This window comes from Lachnoclostridium phytofermentans ISDg (assembly GCF_000018685.1).
Lineage (GTDB): Bacteria > Bacillota > Clostridia > Lachnospirales > Lachnospiraceae > Lachnoclostridium > Lachnoclostridium phytofermentans.
Genome location: NC_010001.1, coordinates 3339704 through 3358848 on the forward strand (window position 1 = coordinate 3339704; position 19145 = coordinate 3358848).

The following is a 19145-nucleotide window of genomic DNA, read 5'->3' on the forward strand; positions in this document are numbered from 1 at the left end:
ACAGATAAAAAATACATCTGCTTTCCGTTACTAATGGAAGCAGATGTATTTTCTTTGTTTTCTATCGTTTCTACAACTCGCACTGTAGTAAAGGTTCCGATGAATTTCCCCATGGTAACCACCTCATGGAGATCCTTAAAAGTCCTATATCTTATAATTTACTAAACTGCTTCCACTCCATATACTTCTAATTGAGTTAAAGCAGGGAATGGGGACGGATCGTCAGCCTTAATTAATTTGCTAAGCTCTACCCATCTGATTACCTTTTTGTCAAAATTAAGAACATGGGCACTATCGCTTTTTTCTAAATCCCAAACAATTTGACTTTCATCAGAAAATGTCACCGTAACTTGAACCCACCAATTGTCATGAGGGAAATCCGCTCTCGTATACATAACTAATTTATCTGCTAGTACATCCCTTCCAAAATCCACCTTTATCTTAGCGTTATCATCACGGTTGATTCCCCATGACTCAAAAGGCCATGCTCCGTGGGAAGCGTTGGCACGATTTCCGTTAATCGCATTTTTTGCTGCAAATACAGATTCTCCTCTGGTTTCTACATTGGCATTGGCATGAGGATAACAAGTAGATTCTATGTAGTTAATATCGTACTTGTTAAGGCATAAATTTCTGTACTGTGCAATTTCCTCTGTGGTTGCATATCTCACAAAAAGAACATGGCAATTACCATAAAAACTCTTTGGAGAATGACAAATTTTCTTTTCTCCAAAAGGTACTTCATAAGTAAATGTATTGTCTGTTAAATAAACTAAGTTTTCTCTTATTGCATCATCTAATTGAATCATATAAAAACCATTAGGCTTGTCTACCGTAATTCTTATGGCATCACCTTCCGTATATTCGGTATTATATACTAAATGAACCTCATTTACTTTTTCTTCACTCTGTTTTATGGCTTCTCCATTTATTATCTCAATTTTTAGCATAATAGCCTCCTTATAGTTCAGTATATATTTATTATATACACAATGAGCAAATCTTCAAGCCTCTGTTTTCAGCATTCCATTCTCTATAATACCATTACAAACAGAGTGGGCGCCTTTAAACCCCAAAAAATGTTCTGATCTTGCTTTAAGCAAAGGCTCCAAGACCATTTCATATCGCCCATCTAAAGAAACAATATGTCACTTAAAGTCTGTATCGATGCCCTACTAATACCTGATTTGTATAAAAAGACATCTAACAGAGACATTCTATATGTTTCTATCGTTTCTTAAACTTTCTATCATATTTAAATACTTTCTTTTGTAACAATCTTTCACATGAAAAAAATATGACAAAAATTATATAATTTCTGTTTCTATATATTTACCCTATACGTTTACTCTAGAATTAATCATGTTATCATTGATATTCTTTGGTAAATAATGTATGTTAAATTTAAAATAATACAATCTGTAAATTTTTTACTATTCTTAATGCAATACAATTTTAATCGTGTTAATTATAAAATAAATATGATAAAGAAAATTGCAGTTATTACAATGGTAATAGCAATGTTATTGCCAACTACGGTATCAGCAACTACAGTATCAGAAGCAATGGCATCTTGTCCACCGCATGAATTCGTAAAAGTTTTTGATAGAACTATCGGCTCTAATGGAATAGTTAGTTCACATGAATATGTTTATGGTTATGTATATGACAATAAAGGGAACATAATTGATGTACGTAAAGGAACATGCAATATAATTGAATATGTAGCACTTTATTTATATAAGTGCCGCATCTGTGGAATCCAAGTGGTAGTACGACAGGAACGTATACTGCACATGATACTATTCATGCTCAATAATGTTAATTTAGTTACTTAGTTACTTTGGAATGATGATTCGTCATTCCGAAGTAACTAAATTAAAAGAAAAGGTAGGTTCTTATTATGAAATATAAAATACTGATCAGTGTTTTACATATCTTCATTGTTCTTAACCTACTAAGTGGATGCTCAGTAAAATACGATAATAAACCCGTTCACTTTTTAGGGATCAATGCAGATGCAAAAGACTTAACCTATGGTAATTTACCAATCAATGCAAAAACTATTGTAACAAGCTGCGATTTTTTCTGTTACAGTGAAGAAACCGGCGATATTTATTACACTAATTTTGAGGATAATGGATATTTATACAAACTTTCCAACGGCGTAAAAACCATACTGGTTGAAAAAAAATGTACAAATATCAACTTTTACAATAATAATTTATATTTTATTTCACCTAATGTTTCCTTGGATGAACTAACAGGTTTGGAGGTGGGCGGACCAATCTACGAATTTGACTTAGAATCAAAAGATTTAGAATTGTTTCTTGATGTTAATGCTATATTAATGCGTGTCATAAATGATATATTTATTATTTCGAAAGAGTATTACAAGAAACCAACAGTTCGGAGATTAATAAAAATACATCAAGTGTAATTTCCTCTTTTGTAACAAATATAGAAGAGAAAAAGACTCAAAAAAATGAAGGTACTATGCTATATTATAAAGATTATGAAGTAACAGCAACAGGATTAATCAATATAAATACCTCTCATAAAACAGATTTTGAATTAAGTGAATTCGGGTTAGCTACTGCTTGTGTTTATAATAATGTTCTCTACAGAAATTTTAAAACTTTTGAGGCACTAGATTTAAAGGATGGATCCCATATTACTTTCAATACTTCAACTTTGGATGAGGCGAACGAACAAATTTCCAAGAATGCATTTTCTTCCCTATTTGCTGTCAGCACAGCCAAACCACAAATTCTTGATTATACCATCCTAGATGATGAAATATATTTCTGCTTTTACTCACCTGTTATTAGTAGATATGAGGATAAAAACGAGAAACTTATTACGTATATACCAAGTAATCAGAAAACCTATGACTTTTTGCGACTATATACCGATACTAAAAATCTTTACGCCTTAAGGAAGGAATACACTAATCGGAAAACAGAAATTAAAATTGTCAAAATCATTTTTCATGAAGATGAACTTACCTTTGATATGGAGGAGATCTAGATGAAGAAGATAGTCTTATATATTATCCTTCTTCTCCTTTTACTTTCTGGGTGCGAACATAAAAACAGAGATACTCATTCTGATAGCACTTCAGAGTTAATTCCGGAAATGAATGCAGTTGTAAATTCAAAGACCGATATTAATTCTTTCGATGTAGATGATAACGGGAATATTTATTACTGCGTTACAGCCGAAACAGGCGAATATGAAGTGGAACAACTGGAAGAGGGAAATTATATCGTTACCAAGGATAATGAGTACATAAAAACTTTAAGCAAACCTATTAAAAAAACAACCCTTTATATTCTTGATTCGGATGGGAATACATCAGCCTCCTATTTATTTAATGAAGAACTTATACCAAATAATATAATTTACAGTGATAATTCAATATTGTATACTGCACGCAAATTTAATCCGGATAATAAAGAAGCTATAACACTTTGTAGATATAATTTCGGAGAAGAGAATACCGAGATAATTTTTGAGTTTGATAATCTCTCAAATATTATTTCAATGGAGAAGATTGATAATTATCTCTATATCATCGGTACAAATCTTCAAAAAAAAGAGAGTGATAGATTTCAGTCAAACGATTATTATGAACCATGTGGCGAAGAATTAATGTCATTAAATCTTGATACGATGTCATATGAATTGATTTTGTTTGAACGTCCAACCATACTATCAAAAACACCCGATAATAAACTATTAATTTACGGATACGAAGAAGGTAGGGGATTTTATTTTACCACCTATGATCCAGTGAATAAATCGGAATCTAGCAGAATATATAAGGAATATCCTTTAATGTGTCTAACAGCATGTGATAAAGATGCCTATATCTTTACTTCCTCTGTTAACCCTACACAAAGTATTACGATTGGCTCGCTGAAGACAAACGGGGTTATTGAATTACCAACGAATGATTTTATATTAAAAAAATCAAAATATAAAAACGGTGTATTTTATTATATCGATCAAAATAAAATAACAAAAGTTGATATTTCGGGCAACTTGGATTTTAGTAACATAAATCCTATCCATATAATATCCTCAGAATTTGTTACATCAATGTCACCCTCTTATGGATATCAATTAGATTTTAAGCAACTGAAGTATGATGAATTTGCACTCACAGTTTTATCACTTGATAAAAGCTATGATATTTCCTATGCCTACACTAATCAAGATTTTGCTGCAAATCTACGGGATAAGGGCTCTTTTTACCCATTAAATAACATCGAAGGAGTACAGGAATATATTAATGCATGTTTTCCTGCTCTAAAGGAAGTAGCGATAAATAAAAATGGTGAGATCTGGATGCTTCCGATTTATATGCAAGTACCCTGTGTTGTATTTAATAAGGATTTATGTAGAGATTTAAATATTAAACGAATATTTTCAGTTAGCACTAAAAAACAGTATGCTGATGATTCTTCTTTGCGTACCTATTTTAACAATACTGTCAATTGCCATATCGCTTGTGCTTTCCTATGGGATAAGACTTGTAAAATCTACAAGAACTGCGTTTATTCTACCAATGTTAATCCCAACAGCAAGTATTGTTTTGATCTGGCGAACAGTTTTTACAAATACTGCAACTCCGTTTCCGATATATCTACTTTTCATATGGAAAAACATAGGAATTTGCATTATACTTCTGACTGCTGCTTTTACTTCTATTGGCAGTTCTATTTATGAAGCAGCTAGACTTGACGGTACAAATACCCTCAAGCTTCACATAAAGATAACCATCCCCATGATTGCACCGACAATTTTTTTTACTATACTTTTATCCATTGTGAACAGCTTTAAGGTTTTCAAAGAAAGCTATCTGTTTTTTAGCACAAATTACCCTCCAAACCACAGTTACACGCTCCAATATTATATGAACAATAATTTCTTAAAGCTCGACTACCAAAGCCTAGCAACGAGTGCTGTACTTACTTCTGTTCTTGTCTTTGTAATTGTAGTCAATTTTTATAATACCAATTTTAATACTGTACACATTTTTTAAGGACAGTCTTGAAAAAGGACTGAAATTGGGTGATTTGTATGAGTGAAAAGAGAATTTTCCCTATAATATTTAGCTGCTTATTTTTTATCGCGATGACAATATTAACCGTTTTCACACCGGCTGTTCATGAAAAGATGATTCCGCATGTTCGGGTAGAAAAGCTAACAAGAGAGACTTTCCCATTTGATTATGTGAATGGAGAAACACGCTCTTCTATGCAACAAAAGATCGCATTAAATGAGAAATATGCTAACAAACAAATTTTCTTATTGTACGAGGCAGAAAAGAACGGGACACAAAGATATTTTGTTCGTGAGGTTTCTATTGAATTAGGCGATTTTTACAATGGATATTATGAAGTTAAATCAGGCTTGATTACCAGTGATAGAATCGTTATTGAAACAAATAAAGAACTTTTTGATGGTGCAGAAGTTTTTATTGAATGAAGGAATAAAATGTTGCTACACCCATGAATTCTATAACTTAACCCATGAATTCTAAAATATAATTGCACTGATAAATTCTAAAAACTTCTTGTATTTAAGAAGTGAATATAGTACAATGTGTAGTTGAAAAAACATTGGAGGTGCCTATGAAACATATTATCAGTCCATTAGATTTATCGCTTTCGGAGTTATCGGATGTTCTTAATTTAGCTGAAAAAATCATCGTTGATCCGAAACAGTATTCCGAATGTTGCCAAGGGAAAAAACTTGCTACTCTCTTCTATGAACCAAGTACAAGAACAAGACTTAGCTTTGAGGCTGCGATGCTTAACCTTGGAGGTAGTGTCTTAGGATTTTCTTCCGCTGATTCCTCCTCCGCTGCGAAAGGCGAAAGTGTTGCTGATACAATTCGTGTTATTTCTAGTTATGCTGATATCTGTGCGATGCGTCATCCAAAAGAGGGTGCTCCGTTAGTCGCTTCTACTTATTCTTCTATTCCGGTAATCAATGCCGGTGACGGTGGTCATAATCATCCGACCCAAACACTCACTGATTTATTAACAATTAAAAATTTAAAAGGCCGCTTAGATAATTTAACCATCGGTTTTTGTGGTGACTTAAAATTCGGTCGTACTGTGCATTCCTTGATTAATGCAATGGTTCGTTATGAGGGGATAAAATTTGTGTTGATTTCACCAGAAGAATTAAAGATTCCTGCTTATTTGAGAGAAGAAGTTCTCGATCGTGGAAATATACCATATGAAGAAGTGAAAAATCTTGAAGCTGTGATGCCAGAACTTGATATTCTCTACATGACAAGAGTACAGAAAGAACGTTTCTTCAATGAAGAAGATTACATTCGTTTAAAAGACAGCTTTATCTTAGATGCAAAGAAAATGGAAGGTGCAAAAGAAGATATGCTAGTACTTCATCCACTACCACGTGTCAATGAAATTGCTACTGAGATCGATAACGATCCACGCGCAGTTTACTTTAAACAAGCTGAATTTGGAGTTTACGCTCGTATGGCATTAATTATGCTCTTACTTAATGTAGTACCGCAAGAATAGAATTGTAATGCTTATATTAGAAATAAATAAGTTAACATATCATTAAAGTTCATATCGGAAGGGAGAACCTATGTTAAACATTAGTGGACTGAATCAAGGAGTTGTAATCGATCATATTCAAGCTGGATGTGCTATGAAAATATATGAATATCTGCATCTTGAAAAATTGGATTGCAGTGTTGCTATCATAAAAAATGCAAAAAGTAATAAGATGGGTAAAAAAGATATTATTAAGATCGATGGGCCTCTAGTGGTTGATCTTGATATGTTGGGTGTTTTAGATCCAACTCTTACTGTAAACATTATTGAAGATGGTAATATTACAGAAAAACGCCATCTACATCTTCCGGAATTAGTAACCGGAATCATTCGTTGTAAAAACCCTAGATGCATCACCTCCATCGAACAAGAGCTTCCTCATCGTTTTAAATTAACAGATCCAAGCAAAGGTGTATATCGCTGCATTTATTGTGAGCAAGCATTTAGAAATAATGAATCTTAGGTTTAAATCATTGCATGCTTTCACCACTATTAGTAGTTCAGGATTTTCGGATAAGTGTAAGTATCTGGATAAAAGCGATATCCCTTTCTAACGTTCTATTAAAAATAGAAGAGCTTCCATTAGCTCTTCTATTTTTGTATCGTTTTTAAGTTCTTTTTAATTCAAAAGGATACTCGTAATTCGCATGATAACTACGCTACAAAACACTACTTCCTTAATAAGTTAAAATAGTCCTGTAATAACTCCTTCTTCATTCACATCAATATGCTCCGCTGCTGGAACCTTAGGTAATCCAGGCATTGTCATAACAGTTCCTGTAATTGCAACAACAAATCCAGCACCCGCAGAAACATATACTTCTCGAATATTTACGGTAAAGTTCGTCGGTCTTCCTAGCTTGCTTGGATCGTCTGATAAACTATATTGATTTTTAGCCATACAAACTGGCAGATTTCCAAATCCTAATTCGGTCAAACGTTCTACTTCCTTTAACGCACCTGAATCAAAAGTTACTCCATCCGCACCGTATATCTCTTTCGCGATAGTCCCCATCTTCTCTTTTAGTGACATCTCATTTGGATATAAGACATGATAGTTACTCTCTTTGGTTTCAATGGTTTTTATTACTTTATTAGCTAGATCAATACCACCTTCGCCACCTTTTTCCCAAACTTCAGATAAGGAGAATTCGCAACCTCTTTGCTCACAAAACTGTTTTACATAGGATAGTTCACGCTCGGTGTCAGTTGAAAACTTATTTAACGTAACAACTACCGGAACCCCAAATTTTTGAATATTTTCTATATGCTTCTCTAGGTTTACTATGCCTTTTTCTAAGGCCTCTAAATTCTCTGAAGATAAATCAGTCTTAGCAACTCCACCATTATACTTGAGTGCTCGAATAGTAGCCACCAACACTACTGCTGCTGGTTTTAAATCTGCGATACGGCATTTAATATCTAAGAATTTTTCTGCTCCTAAATCCGCACCGAAACCTGCTTCTGTTATAACATAATCTGCTAGCTTAAGTGCTGTTTTCGTTGCTCTGACTGAGTTACATCCATGAGCGATATTTGCAAATGGTCCACCATGAATAATGGCAGGTGTATTTTCTAAGGTTTGAATTAAATTCGGTCTGATGGCATCTTTTAATAACGCTGCCATTGATCCTACCGCATGCAAATCTTTCGCAGTGATTGGCTTACCCTCGTAAGAATATGCAACGATAATCCTGCTTAACCTTTCCTTTAGATCATTCATATCACTTGCCAAGCAAAGAATTGCCATAATCTCGGAAGCCACGGTAATTATAAAATGGTCTTCTCGTACCACTCCATCTGCTTTTCTTCCAAGTCCAACAACAATATTACGAAGCACTCTATCATTCATATCAACACAGCGTTTCCAGACAATTTGATTTGTATCAATGCCTAATGTATTTCCTTGTTGGATATGATTATCAAGCATAGCTGCTAATAGATTATTTGCCGAAGTAATCGCGTGAAAATCACCTGTAAAATGAAGGTTTAAATCCTCCATAGGAACAACCTGAGCATAACCACCGCCAGCTGCGCCACCCTTAATTCCAAAGCAAGGACCTAAAGATGGTTCTCTAAGTGCTATAACAGCATTCTTTTCTAGTTTACCAAAAGCTTGTCCAAGACCAACCGTAGTCGTTGTCTTACCCTCACCGGCAGGGGTTGGATTAATTGCTGTAACAAGGATTAGCTTTCCATCCTCTCTGTCCTTAATTTCATCCCATAGCTCATCCGTGAACTTCGCTTTGTATTTGCCGTAAAAATCTAAATCATCCTCTGTGATGCCTAGAGATTTTGCAACCTCGCGGATGTGTATCATTTTTGCTTCCTGAGCAATTTCTATATCAGTCTTCATGTAACTCCTCCTACCTTCTATCTTCCTTGCTTCCATTATAACAAATAATTTGAAGAAAAAAAGGGATATCATTATTATTTATTTCAATCTTTCTTATTATAATAACTAATATTCCTGTTTTCTTAGTACTATAAACCTTCCTAAAAAGACTAAGCAGACAGAGGGAAAGAACAGTTTAATTTTATATTCAGTCAGGTGTTCGTGCATATTCAAAACGCCAAAAAACTGTGTTAAGCCTTTTTTTGTTTTCACAAAAAACAGCCTAGCACAGTTCCTTCTTCCTTTGCAGTTTAAAGTTTTGCATGCTATTAACTTTTTTACCTTCATTTCATGTAAATTAATATTTACAGTACCAACACGTTATTATGCCAGTAATAATGTGTCGATTCCGGTATCTTTCTTAACTTCTCTTTCGTATCAGACGAACCTTGCCGGTGTGCGTGCAAATTTCGTCATCATTATTGGAACATATTTAATTATAGCATACTATAAATATATTTCATCGTACAATTGTTGGTAATACTTCCATAAGTGCAGTATCATGCTCCATCCTTTTAAAACGAAAGCTCATTCTTAATATAGTCTAAATATTCTTCTACTAAGTTTATCGTCGTACATTGATATAACATCCGAGCTCCAACCACATCCTCAATTTCATTAAAGATTAGATTTCCTTTCTCATCCACTAAAAAGTCTACTCCAACTAGATCAAATGCATATGCATCGATAATTTTTTGAACAAGCTCATATTCTTCTGATTTTAAGTGATACTCGCAGACCGCTCCTCCCAAAGAAAAATTGGATTTAAAACCGTGGTTCGCTGTTCTAAGAATACATCCAAGAATCTTCTTTCCAAAAACATATACACGTAAATCTTGTTTCTTTCCTTCTATATATGGTTGAATAACAAAGTCATTCGACTTTAGGCTTAAAATCTTTGATAAATCATCTTGATAATCTTCCGTTTCTATAAGGAATACTTCACTCCCACCATGGCCGTCTACTGATTTAACAATACAAGGCTTTGTTTCCATGGCTACTTTTCTAGATAAATTTTCTTTCTTTACAAACTCTGTTGGTATCACCTGGATATTTAATTTGGAGATTTCACGATAGGTTCTTGCTTTGTCATTGCACATAGATGAAATGAAAGCAGAATTAAAAACTCTTGTACCCATGGCTTCCAAATGTTCACTTAACAGAGGCCATATTGTACGAATGATTGCCGCTTTGGGCGGTTCTACTATTTTCTTATGTTCCGATAAAACTAGTTTTCCATCACTTACGCCGATTTCTAGATTCTCCACAAGTTTTAATTCAATCTCTAATCCCATCGATTTTCCTATTTTTTGATGCTCCTTAATATACCATTCATTTTTCTTGGCATCCGCTTCCTGATAGATCATCCAAATTAACATCTATGGTTCCTCTCTTCTAAAAGTATATAATCAATTATCTTCTTTGCAGTATCTACACCAGTACAATCAAAGATATTTTTAAAGTGAGCATTGGAATTTACTTCGCAAACGATTGGTTCCTCATGTTCATCAAATAATAAATCAACACCTGCAAAAGTTAATCCGAGCCTCTTTGTACACTCAAGAGCAAGAGCTATTTGCTTATCTGTCGGTTGATAAGCTTTCATCTTACCACCACTTGAAATATTGGCTCTGAAATCTATCTCAGAGTAACGATACATCGAAGCTACCACCTGGTCTCCTACAACTTGTAGCCGAATATCTCTACCTTCACTACTTTTGATAAATTCTTGAAATAACATTGGCTTAGTACCAATTCGCTTCACTTTTACTAATAACTCATTTTCATCCTTTGCAAGATAAACCTGTGCCCCAAATGAGCCAAAACATTCTTTTATTACCAATGGATAGCGAAGTTCGTGTCCAACCATAGAAAGAAAATCATAATCTGTATAACCGATATTCTCAAAGGTCATTGGCGCTAAAATCGTCTTTGGCATTGGTATCCCGTACTGTTCTAGAGTAAGATGTGTCATTGATTTATCATCACAGAGTGCGATTGATTTCGAAGAATTGTAAACTGGTATTCCAAGGGTTTCAAGATAAGCGGCGAGCCTTACATCCTTATCCCAAAAAAGAACAAATTCAGGAAGAGTTTTTTGAGACTGCTTAAATGCTTCCACTCCTCCTCTTCCTAAAATAGCAAGACAACCTGCATTTGTCTTAAGCTCCATCTCTATACCAGCTGCTTTTGCTGCTTGAAACAACCAATTGGTCAGTTCACTAAATTTATTACCGTTTAGAAAATGATTGGCAATTAACCATGCTTTCATAATAACCTCCATTTTTGCATTCGTAATCTAACATCTTAAATTTATTCCAAATATAACGAAGATACAAACACCCCTTATACGAACTCTCTTTTTATAAAGTTATACACTATTTATAATTGTGAACAGACTTCCATTTAAGTTATAACACATAATTATAAGAAAGCAATAGTATTTTCTTTTGTTGGCTTTATATGGTATTTTATCTTCAAGTCGTTTATAATAATATTAACTAAAAGATTGTAAGTAATTAGGGGAAAGTTTAATAATAGAATACTATTTTTTTATATTCTATATTGTATATGCTCTCGCTATGAATTTCGCAGTGCAATATCTTGTGAATTTATAAATGATTTGTACGAGCAATAACAAAAGTGATAATCCATGATTATTATTGTATAATAAAGGTAATCGACATAGGGGGTATATTATTGAAAAAAAGAAAACTATTAGTTATATTTCTGTTTTGTTTACTTGCACTACCTTTTCCTTTTTCACTGATATCTTGGATTGGCAGGTCGCATCTTGAAACAACATACCAAAGCGATATGCCCATGTTAACAATAAGTGAATATGATATTTATGTTGACACACGAACCGCAACCTCGGCAGAGTTAGCTCGGAGTGGTGTAAGTTATGAAGCGGTAGCCGCAATTAAATCAAACGATATTGAGGACGAATTGACACGCCTTTCCGCTTTACCCGATGAAGAACTTTCGAATCGAGGGTACAATACAGGACAAATTGAGATTTTACACGATTATACTGGAGAGCGTATTGAAACAAACCCAAAATTACGAGGCATTTTTGCTGATGTGAAGTGTAATTTTTATCAATATACTGCAAACAATATTTCCCTTTCCCTTAAGATTGTTTGGGAATGGACAAACAAGCCTATGCTTTCTGGAATATCCATAACAGATATTGTTGTTATCAGATGGCAGGGAACAAACACAGCTGGACTGCCCATGAATCTAGCTCTCAATAGTTCCGGCTCATCTTGCATGATAAACTATTACAATCCTTATGAGTCTTACCAAAGCCAAAGCTCTGTAAGTATATCAACCACTGACCCGTACGGGCACGCTTACGCTAAATTCCCAATGAGCAATGGAATTGCTAACGGATCATCTTACGCAAAAACAGGTACATTGATAACAAAGATAGACCGCACGGGTACAGACGCCATTAAGGAAGCCGCTTTTGTTTTTGCATATGGACATACCACTGTCGCCTTGACTAATCCGTCTCTTTCCCTACCTGATCCTTTTGGTATATACTTCTCGTTCGGTGTAACTACCATGTGTAAGGAAGTTATCCGCATGAATAGTAGTGGAATTATCACAAGATATTAAATAATACCAATATGATTAAGTCAGATTTTCAGATTATGTTGAACTAAAAAGGAGGATTAAAATATGAGCAAATTTGTTAAAGGAATCATCGCAATGATTTTCTTTTATATTTTCAATATGTTTATGACAATAATAGGACAAGTTATCTTTTTTGGAGATAGTTTTACATTATCATACCATTTATTTACCTACACCGGTCTGATGACTCTTTGCGGAGTTATTGTTGTATGTACTTGTATTATAATTGAAAAATTAAATGAAATTAAAAATTTGTACAATAGAGTAGACATAGAAAATAATACAAAAATTAATGAATGAGGTGACTACTATTATCCAATATAGAGTAATTAGTAAAAGCGATGTAGAAATTAATGAGTACCATAGGATGCGTTTTTCACTATGGCCACACCATAATGAGAACGAATTATATAATGAAATGTTGCAAATCTTAGAAGGTAAAACATTTTATAAGAATGAACTATCATGGACTGTTTTTGTAGCAGTTAGAGAAAATGGAAGCTTAGGAGGGTTTATTGAAATAACGATATATCCTCAATTAGATCTTTGTGATTCAAAACCAATTGGATATATTGAAGGTTGGTATGTTGATGAAGATTTAAGAAATAGTGGAGTAGGAAAAAGGTTGGTAGATATTGCGCAAAAGTGGGCTGTAGAAAATGAATGTACCGAAATAGCAAGCGATGTAGAAGTAGATAACAAAGTAAGCCAGTTAGCACACCAAGCTTTAGGATTTAATAAATATCACGAAGCAAATGAGTGCATCTTTTACAAAAAAAGTTTGATTTGAAACCGAAACACAATTTTTCATACTAGAATCGGAATTTGTTAGAAGCACTATTCTATGCTCAGAAACAACGATATTATCTAGTCGAGCTAAAAAAAACATTAGTAATTATTGAATAATTAAGGATCAATTTTAGTTTTTCTTACTCAAAACAGAAAGTAAGCAGTATGCATGCATACTGCTTACTTTCTACCCATTACTACTTACTACTTACTATTCACTTTGATCTACTTACTTCTTTACTTTTGACGCTTAATCACCCTTAAACATATTCATCCACGTACTGTTCAAACTCTTCCATAGACATCAATATCTTTCTTGGCTTCGTACCCTCTTCTGGGCCAACAACACCAGCATCGGATAACTGCTCCATGATTCTTGCTGCACGATTGAATCCAATCTTGTACACACGCTGTAGCATACCAATAGAGGCTTTATCTTTTTCAATAATAAATTTGCCTGCTTCTATAAAATATTCATCTCTGTCATTTCCACCACTTGCTCCACCCGCAGCGGAAGAAACTTGAGCATTCTTTATTTTATCATTAATTTCTTCATTGTAAGTGATCTGATGATTTTGACTTTTTAGGAAATCAACAACAGCGCTTACTTCCTTATCCGATACAAAGGCACCTTGAACACGTACTGGTTTTGGATAACCAGATGGGAAGAATAACATATCACCTTTACCAAGAAGTTTCTCTGCTCCAGAGCCGTCCAAAATCGTTCTGGAATCGATGGCAGAAGATACTGAGAATGCAATTCTTGACGGAACATTTGCCTTGATTAAACCAGTGATAACATTTACGGAAGGACGTTGCGTCGCAATAATAAGATGAAGGCCTGCTGCTCTTGCCATCTGAGCTAAACGGCAGATTGCATCTTCTACCTCACCAGGAGCTACCATCATAAGATCCGCAAGCTCGTCTACGATAATAACAATTTGAGGAAGTTTCGTAAATGCTGGATCGTTTAGATGTGCAATCTCAGCTACTTTTTCATTATATCCCTTCAAATCTCTCACACCATATTCCGCAAACTTCTTATATCGGTCTGTCATCTCCATAACAGCCCAGTTTAGTGCCGCGGAAGCCTTCTTTGGATCTGTTACAACAGGAATTAATAAATGTGGAATTCCGTTATACACACTAAGCTCAACCACCTTAGGATCTACCATAATGAGTCTAACATCCGCTGGATTCGCTTTATATAATATATTCATAATTAATGTATTAATACAAACCGATTTACCAGAACCCGTTGCACCGGCAATCAAAAGGTGAGGCATCTTAGCAATATCTGTGACAACTGCTTGTCCACCAATGTCCTTTCCAACAGCAAATGCAATGTCTGACGGGTGACTATTAAATTCTTTCGATTCAAGAAGTTCTCTTAACATTACAGCGGAGTTTTCTTTGTTAGGTACTTCAATACCAACTGCTGCCTTTCCTGGAATCGGAGCCTCAATACGCACATCAGCTGCTGCTAAATTGAGCTTAATATCATCTGATAACCCAGTAATCTTACTAACCTTAACACCTTGCTCTGGTTGTAATTCATATCTTGTAACAGCAGGGCCACAGCTTATATTTGTAATTGTTACTCGAACACCAAAGCTCTCTAAAGTTTTTTGTAACTTTATTGCAGTTTCTTTTAAATCTTTGTCCGACATACCTCGTTGATTTGCTTTCGGTTTTCCTAGCAATTCAATTGGAGGAAATTCATATTTCTTCAGAGGTTCTAGCTTTTGATCTACGGTTAATATATCTTCTGAACCACTCTCTGCCTTTACTTCCTTAGGTTTTGCCTTATTATCATTATTTCCTTCCGGCATATGAGAAGATGAATCAACGGAAGCTTCTGCCGAGACATCTTTTAAATTCGAATCTACATTCACATTCTGATCTTTTGTTTCTTTGACGGCATCATCCTTGTAAAACTCTGTATTTGCGTTAAGTGGCTTAATATTTTTTACTTCATAAGAAGTGTTAATTTCCACCTCATTATTATCTTCATTCTGACCAAACTTACGATTTAACTCATCCTCATAAATTGAGTTAACTTCTTGAAGCATATCCTCGGATGGAGAGAAGTTAGTTTCTGAGTTTAACCCATCATTTTGTTCTGACTTGATTTCAGTCATCTCAAACACGGAAATCGGTTCTTCCACTACTTCCTTCTTCTGATTTTGCTTCTTATCCTTACCCCTACGCTTAAGTTCCTCTAAAAAGTTAACTGGACCATCTTCCATCTCATCGTACTTAAGATCATCCTCGTCGTCTTCATCTTGATCAAAAAAAGATTTCACTTTCTCATTCGCCTGTTTTTGTAAATTAACAATTCTAGGTTTTCTACGCTCTTCTCCGTAAGTTTCATCCTCCATATCAAGCTGCTTAAACTCTTTGGCATAATTTTCTCTCAGCTGGCGATGATCATTTAATTTTTGCTCTCCCTTTTCTCTCATTAACGTTAACAGTGCTTTCCCTGTAATAAAAATGAAACACAAGAGAAGCATTACTATCAGAATGATAACAGATGCTATCGTGCCAAACAGTGGGCATAAGATAGATACTAGTGTTCCCCCTATAAGACCTCCACCGTTAGAGTTCTTTGCACTTTGCAAATAATAATCAAAGTACTTCATTTCTCCATTGTAACCCTCTAACAATTGTATCAACGAGGTTAATGTAAAGATTAGTACAATGCTTCCGATTATTTTCCTTCTAGCAATTACACTACCTCGATTCGAGACCGCAAAAGCAATAAAGAAGAATAGAGCAAATGGGAACAAATATGTAAAATGCCCTAGCAATCCAAAGAAAAAGGTCTTAATCTGTTTACCAACTGGGCCACATAAATCAAAATTACTTAACAGAAGCAGAAATGATGTTAATGCCGTAACAATTAGAATAACTTCATCACGGATCGATTCATTTTCTGCTAGGTATTCTTGCACCTGCTTATTTCTTTGAGTTTTAGAGGATCGGCTAGCTGTTGGCTTTCCCTTCGTCTGATTCGTTCGTTTGGAATTACTCGTCTTTGGTTTTGACGAAGTTTGCCTTTGCGACTGTTTCGAACGAGTTCCTGTTTGTTTTGAAGCCATGTTAATCCTCCTTTTTTTTATTTTCTATATATGAATTATTTTTTAGTTTATTTTGATAGAAACAATGATGCTAAATAATATCCTAATACCAAAAAACAATAGACCGCACGAATACGAGCGCCCTATTGCTTTTCCTAGGATTGTTAATACACTCCTAAAAATATTATAACTTTAAATACTTTATCTTGCAAGTAAGAAATACCCTGCCACAATGGCACCAAGGACAATTCGATACCAACCAAATACCTTGAAGTTGTTCTTTTTGATATAGCCCATTAAGAACTTAATTACAATAATAGATACTATAAATGCAGTTAACATACCGGTGATTAAAGCAACAATCTCAGCACCAGTAAACGTAAATCCAAATTTTAATAATTTAAGTAAGCTAGCACCAAACATTGTTGGAATCGCTAAGAAAAAAGTAAATTCTGCAGCCACATAACGAGAAGCTCCAAATAACATTGCACCAATAATTGTTGCACCAGATCTTGATGTACCAGGAATCATTGCGAGAATTTGGAATAAACCAATCATAAACGCCATCTGGTATGTAATGTCAGATAACTTTGCAACCTTAGGCTGTTTTCCAGCATTGCGATTTTCAATGATAATAAATAAAATACCATATAGGATTAACGTTGTAGCGATTGTTTGAGGATTAAAGAATAAATCTTCTATCTTCGAGTCAAATGGTATCATCACGATTCCAGGAATACAAGCCACAACTATTTTAAACCATAATGTAAATGTATCTTTTTTAATAAAGTTTTTCTCTTCCTTTGAGAATGGCCATAGTTTCTTAAAAAACAACACTACGACTGCAAGAATTGCGCCTAACTGTATTACTACATTAAACATAGACATAAAATCTTTACTTAAATTTACTTTTAGAAATTCATCTACTAAAAGTAAATGACCGGTACTACTAATTGGCAGCCATTCTGTGATTCCTTCGACAATACCAAGAAATATGACCTTTAATAATTCAATAAAATCCATTGTTCTTCTCCATTCTAATTACTTAATCTATGATATTTTATCATATTGGGTAATGTAAAACAAGAAAGATTATCTATTTTAAGAAAAAGCTGTAGCATGGCTTTCCTATATTTTGACATGATAGATATGAAACCATTAAAAACTGACAATAAGATTTCCCTATTGTCAGTCCATTTCATCTATCTATTACTATTTTTTTCTTCTATCATTTGATGTAGTTTTTCAATCGCTTGTTTAATGCCACCAACCTCATTAATAATGCCTTCCGCTACTGCTTCATCACCTACAAGAATCGTACCAAGGTCTTTGGATAGCATACCAGTATTTAGCATCAATTGCTCCAGCTTTTCTTTTTTAATCTTTGAATGGCTGGAAACAAAACCTACAATTCTATCTTGAATTAACTTAAAGTAATCATAGGTCTGTGGTGCACCTATTACCATCCCTGACATTCGAACTGGATGTACAATCATCGTACCGGTTGGAACAATAAAGGAATAATTAGTTGCAACTGCAAGCGGGACGCCAATCGAATGGCTATCCCCAATCACAAGAGAAACCGTTGGCTTGCTTAGAGAAGCTATCATCTCCGCTAGTGCTAATCCACAGGATACATCCCCGCCAACTGTATTAATTAAAATTAGCAGTCCATCTGTCTCTGTATCATCTTCAATTGTTGCAAGCTGAGGTAGTACGTGCTCGTATTTAGTTGTTTTTGCATTTTGAGACAAACATTCATGTCCCTCGATTTCTCCAATTATAGATAATAGATGAATCTTATGGTTCTTCCCATTATCCTCTAAAGTGGCTTGCCCATAATCCTGAATCTTTTGACCTTTTAATTTTTCATTCTCATTCTTTAAATTTTCCTCTTCTAGTTTTTCCTTCTTAATATTACCCTTCACCTGCTTATCCCCTGTAGGTGATTTTTTCTGCGTATTGTTAGCATCGTCCTTTAATGGTGTTTCTTTTACTAATTCTTTATTTGTTACTTCCTGATTCTCTGCACTCAACATCTCTATCGAACTTTCTTTTACTGAATTCATATTAACTGTATCTTTTACGGATTCATTATTTTCTGCTTGGATCTTTTGCTCACTATCATATAAGATAAAATTCACATCACTCATTTAAGTACACCTCTTTCAAAATGCATTTCTCAAATATTGTTTGGTGATTTGAATTTTTCTATGCACTGTTAATTCGAATAAACCAACATATAAAAACTAACTACCTTGTAGACTGGATAATACATCTAATGCTTTCTATATATCTATTCTATACAACGATTCTAAATTTCTATCCTATACAACGATTCTAAATTACTATTTTATACAACGATTCTAAATTTCTAATCTATACAACGATTCTAAATTTCTAATCTACATATTGTTTCTAAATAACTATTCTAAATTAAATCTCAAAAAATAAAAATAGCTCTACACCTAGTATGAGCAAAAAAATTTCACTTCACACTTGATATAGAGCTAAACTTTTAAATAAATCTTTCGAATAAGATTACATTTTTTTATATCTTTTCTACATTCTTAAATCATGAAAAGCAATAAGATATGTAACCATTAAAATGCTTAGAAACAGGAGTGTTCTTCT

General features: G+C 34.2%; 17 protein-coding genes. 10 read left to right on the forward strand and 7 right to left on the reverse strand.

Annotation, left to right across the window (positions count from 1 at the left end; genetic code table 11):
* Positions 1–161: 161 nt before the first annotated feature.
* A complete protein-coding gene (locus CPHY_RS14155; RefSeq protein WP_012200756.1) occupies positions 162–950 on the reverse strand; it encodes a hypothetical protein in 789 nt (262 codons plus the stop codon).
* Between the two features lie 531 nt (positions 951–1481).
* Between CPHY_RS14155 and CPHY_RS14160 the strand changes: the two genes are divergently transcribed.
* The 7 genes from CPHY_RS14160 to CPHY_RS14190 all read left to right on the forward strand — a co-directional run bounded on the left by CPHY_RS14160 (position 1482) and on the right by CPHY_RS14190 (position 7068).
* The gene (locus tag CPHY_RS14160; RefSeq protein ID WP_012200757.1) at positions 1482–1838 is read left to right on the forward strand and encodes a hypothetical protein; all 357 of its coding nucleotides are present in this window, start codon (positions 1482–1484) and stop codon (positions 1836–1838) included.
* Positions 1839–1903: 65 nt separating this feature from the next.
* Positions 1904–2440 (forward strand): DUF5050 domain-containing protein, encoded by a 537-nt coding sequence (locus tag CPHY_RS14165; protein ID WP_012200758.1) that lies wholly within the window; start codon positions 1904–1906, stop codon positions 2438–2440.
* A gap of 56 nt (positions 2441–2496) precedes the next feature.
* Entirely contained in the window at positions 2497–3030 is a 534-nt protein-coding gene (locus tag CPHY_RS14170) for a hypothetical protein (protein WP_012200759.1), read from the forward strand.
* A 1432-nt stretch (positions 3031–4462) separates the two neighbouring features.
* Positions 4463–5050, forward strand: coding sequence for a carbohydrate ABC transporter permease (locus CPHY_RS22685; protein ID WP_408611089.1), 588 nt, complete (start codon positions 4463–4465; stop codon positions 5048–5050).
* A gap of 38 nt (positions 5051–5088) precedes the next feature.
* Positions 5089–5496: a hypothetical protein gene (locus tag CPHY_RS14180; protein ID WP_012200760.1), complete on the forward strand. Its 408-nt coding sequence runs from the start codon at positions 5089–5091 to the stop codon at positions 5494–5496.
* Positions 5497–5642: 146 nt separating this feature from the next.
* On the forward strand, positions 5643–6566 hold the full coding sequence (pyrB, locus tag CPHY_RS14185; protein ID WP_012200761.1) for an aspartate carbamoyltransferase: 924 nt from the start codon (positions 5643–5645) through the stop codon (positions 6564–6566).
* Positions 6567–6636: 70 nt separating this feature from the next.
* Positions 6637–7068: an aspartate carbamoyltransferase regulatory subunit gene (locus CPHY_RS14190; protein WP_012200762.1), complete on the forward strand. Its 432-nt coding sequence runs from the start codon at positions 6637–6639 to the stop codon at positions 7066–7068.
* A gap of 222 nt (positions 7069–7290) precedes the next feature.
* Here CPHY_RS14190 and CPHY_RS14195 read toward each other — a convergent pair whose 3' ends face one another.
* From CPHY_RS14195 to CPHY_RS14205, 3 genes are all read right to left on the reverse strand, one after another.
* Complete coding sequence (locus CPHY_RS14195) at positions 7291–8961, reverse strand: formate--tetrahydrofolate ligase (protein WP_012200763.1); 1671 nt, start codon at positions 8959–8961, stop codon at positions 7291–7293.
* 554 nt (positions 8962–9515) lie between these two features.
* Entirely contained in the window at positions 9516–10379 is an 864-nt protein-coding gene (locus CPHY_RS14200) for an ATP-grasp domain-containing protein (protein WP_012200764.1), read from the reverse strand.
* Positions 10373–11272: an ATP-grasp domain-containing protein gene (locus tag CPHY_RS14205; protein ID WP_012200765.1), complete on the reverse strand. Its 900-nt coding sequence runs from the start codon at positions 11270–11272 to the stop codon at positions 10373–10375. The genes CPHY_RS14200 and CPHY_RS14205 overlap by 7 nt, the downstream gene beginning before the upstream one ends.
* A 428-nt stretch (positions 11273–11700) precedes the next feature.
* Between CPHY_RS14205 and CPHY_RS14210 the strand changes: the two genes are divergently transcribed.
* From CPHY_RS14210 to CPHY_RS14220, 3 genes are all read left to right on the forward strand, one after another.
* Entirely contained in the window at positions 11701–12624 is a 924-nt protein-coding gene (locus tag CPHY_RS14210) for a hypothetical protein (protein ID WP_012200766.1), read from the forward strand.
* Between the two features lie 63 nt (positions 12625–12687).
* On the forward strand, positions 12688–12942 hold the full coding sequence (locus CPHY_RS14215; protein WP_041703701.1) for a hypothetical protein: 255 nt from the start codon (positions 12688–12690) through the stop codon (positions 12940–12942).
* A gap of 67 nt (positions 12943–13009) precedes the next feature.
* Positions 13010–13432: a GNAT family N-acetyltransferase gene (locus CPHY_RS14220; RefSeq protein ID WP_041703702.1), complete on the forward strand. Its 423-nt coding sequence runs from the start codon at positions 13010–13012 to the stop codon at positions 13430–13432.
* A 259-nt stretch (positions 13433–13691) separates the two neighbouring features.
* On the opposite strand, the gene CPHY_RS14225 is transcribed toward CPHY_RS14220, so the two are convergent.
* From CPHY_RS14225 to CPHY_RS14235, 3 genes are all read right to left on the reverse strand, one after another.
* Positions 13692–16532, reverse strand: coding sequence for an FtsK/SpoIIIE family DNA translocase (locus CPHY_RS14225; protein ID WP_012200768.1), 2841 nt, complete (start codon positions 16530–16532; stop codon positions 13692–13694).
* A gap of 180 nt (positions 16533–16712) precedes the next feature.
* On the reverse strand, positions 16713–17534 hold the full coding sequence (locus tag CPHY_RS14230; RefSeq protein ID WP_012200769.1) for an undecaprenyl-diphosphate phosphatase: 822 nt from the start codon (positions 17532–17534) through the stop codon (positions 16713–16715).
* Positions 17535–17713: 179 nt separating this feature from the next.
* The gene (locus CPHY_RS14235) at positions 17714–18664 is read right to left on the reverse strand and encodes a ClpP family protease (protein ID WP_012200770.1); all 951 of its coding nucleotides are present in this window, start codon (positions 18662–18664) and stop codon (positions 17714–17716) included.
* Positions 18665–19145: the final 481 nt, after the last annotated feature.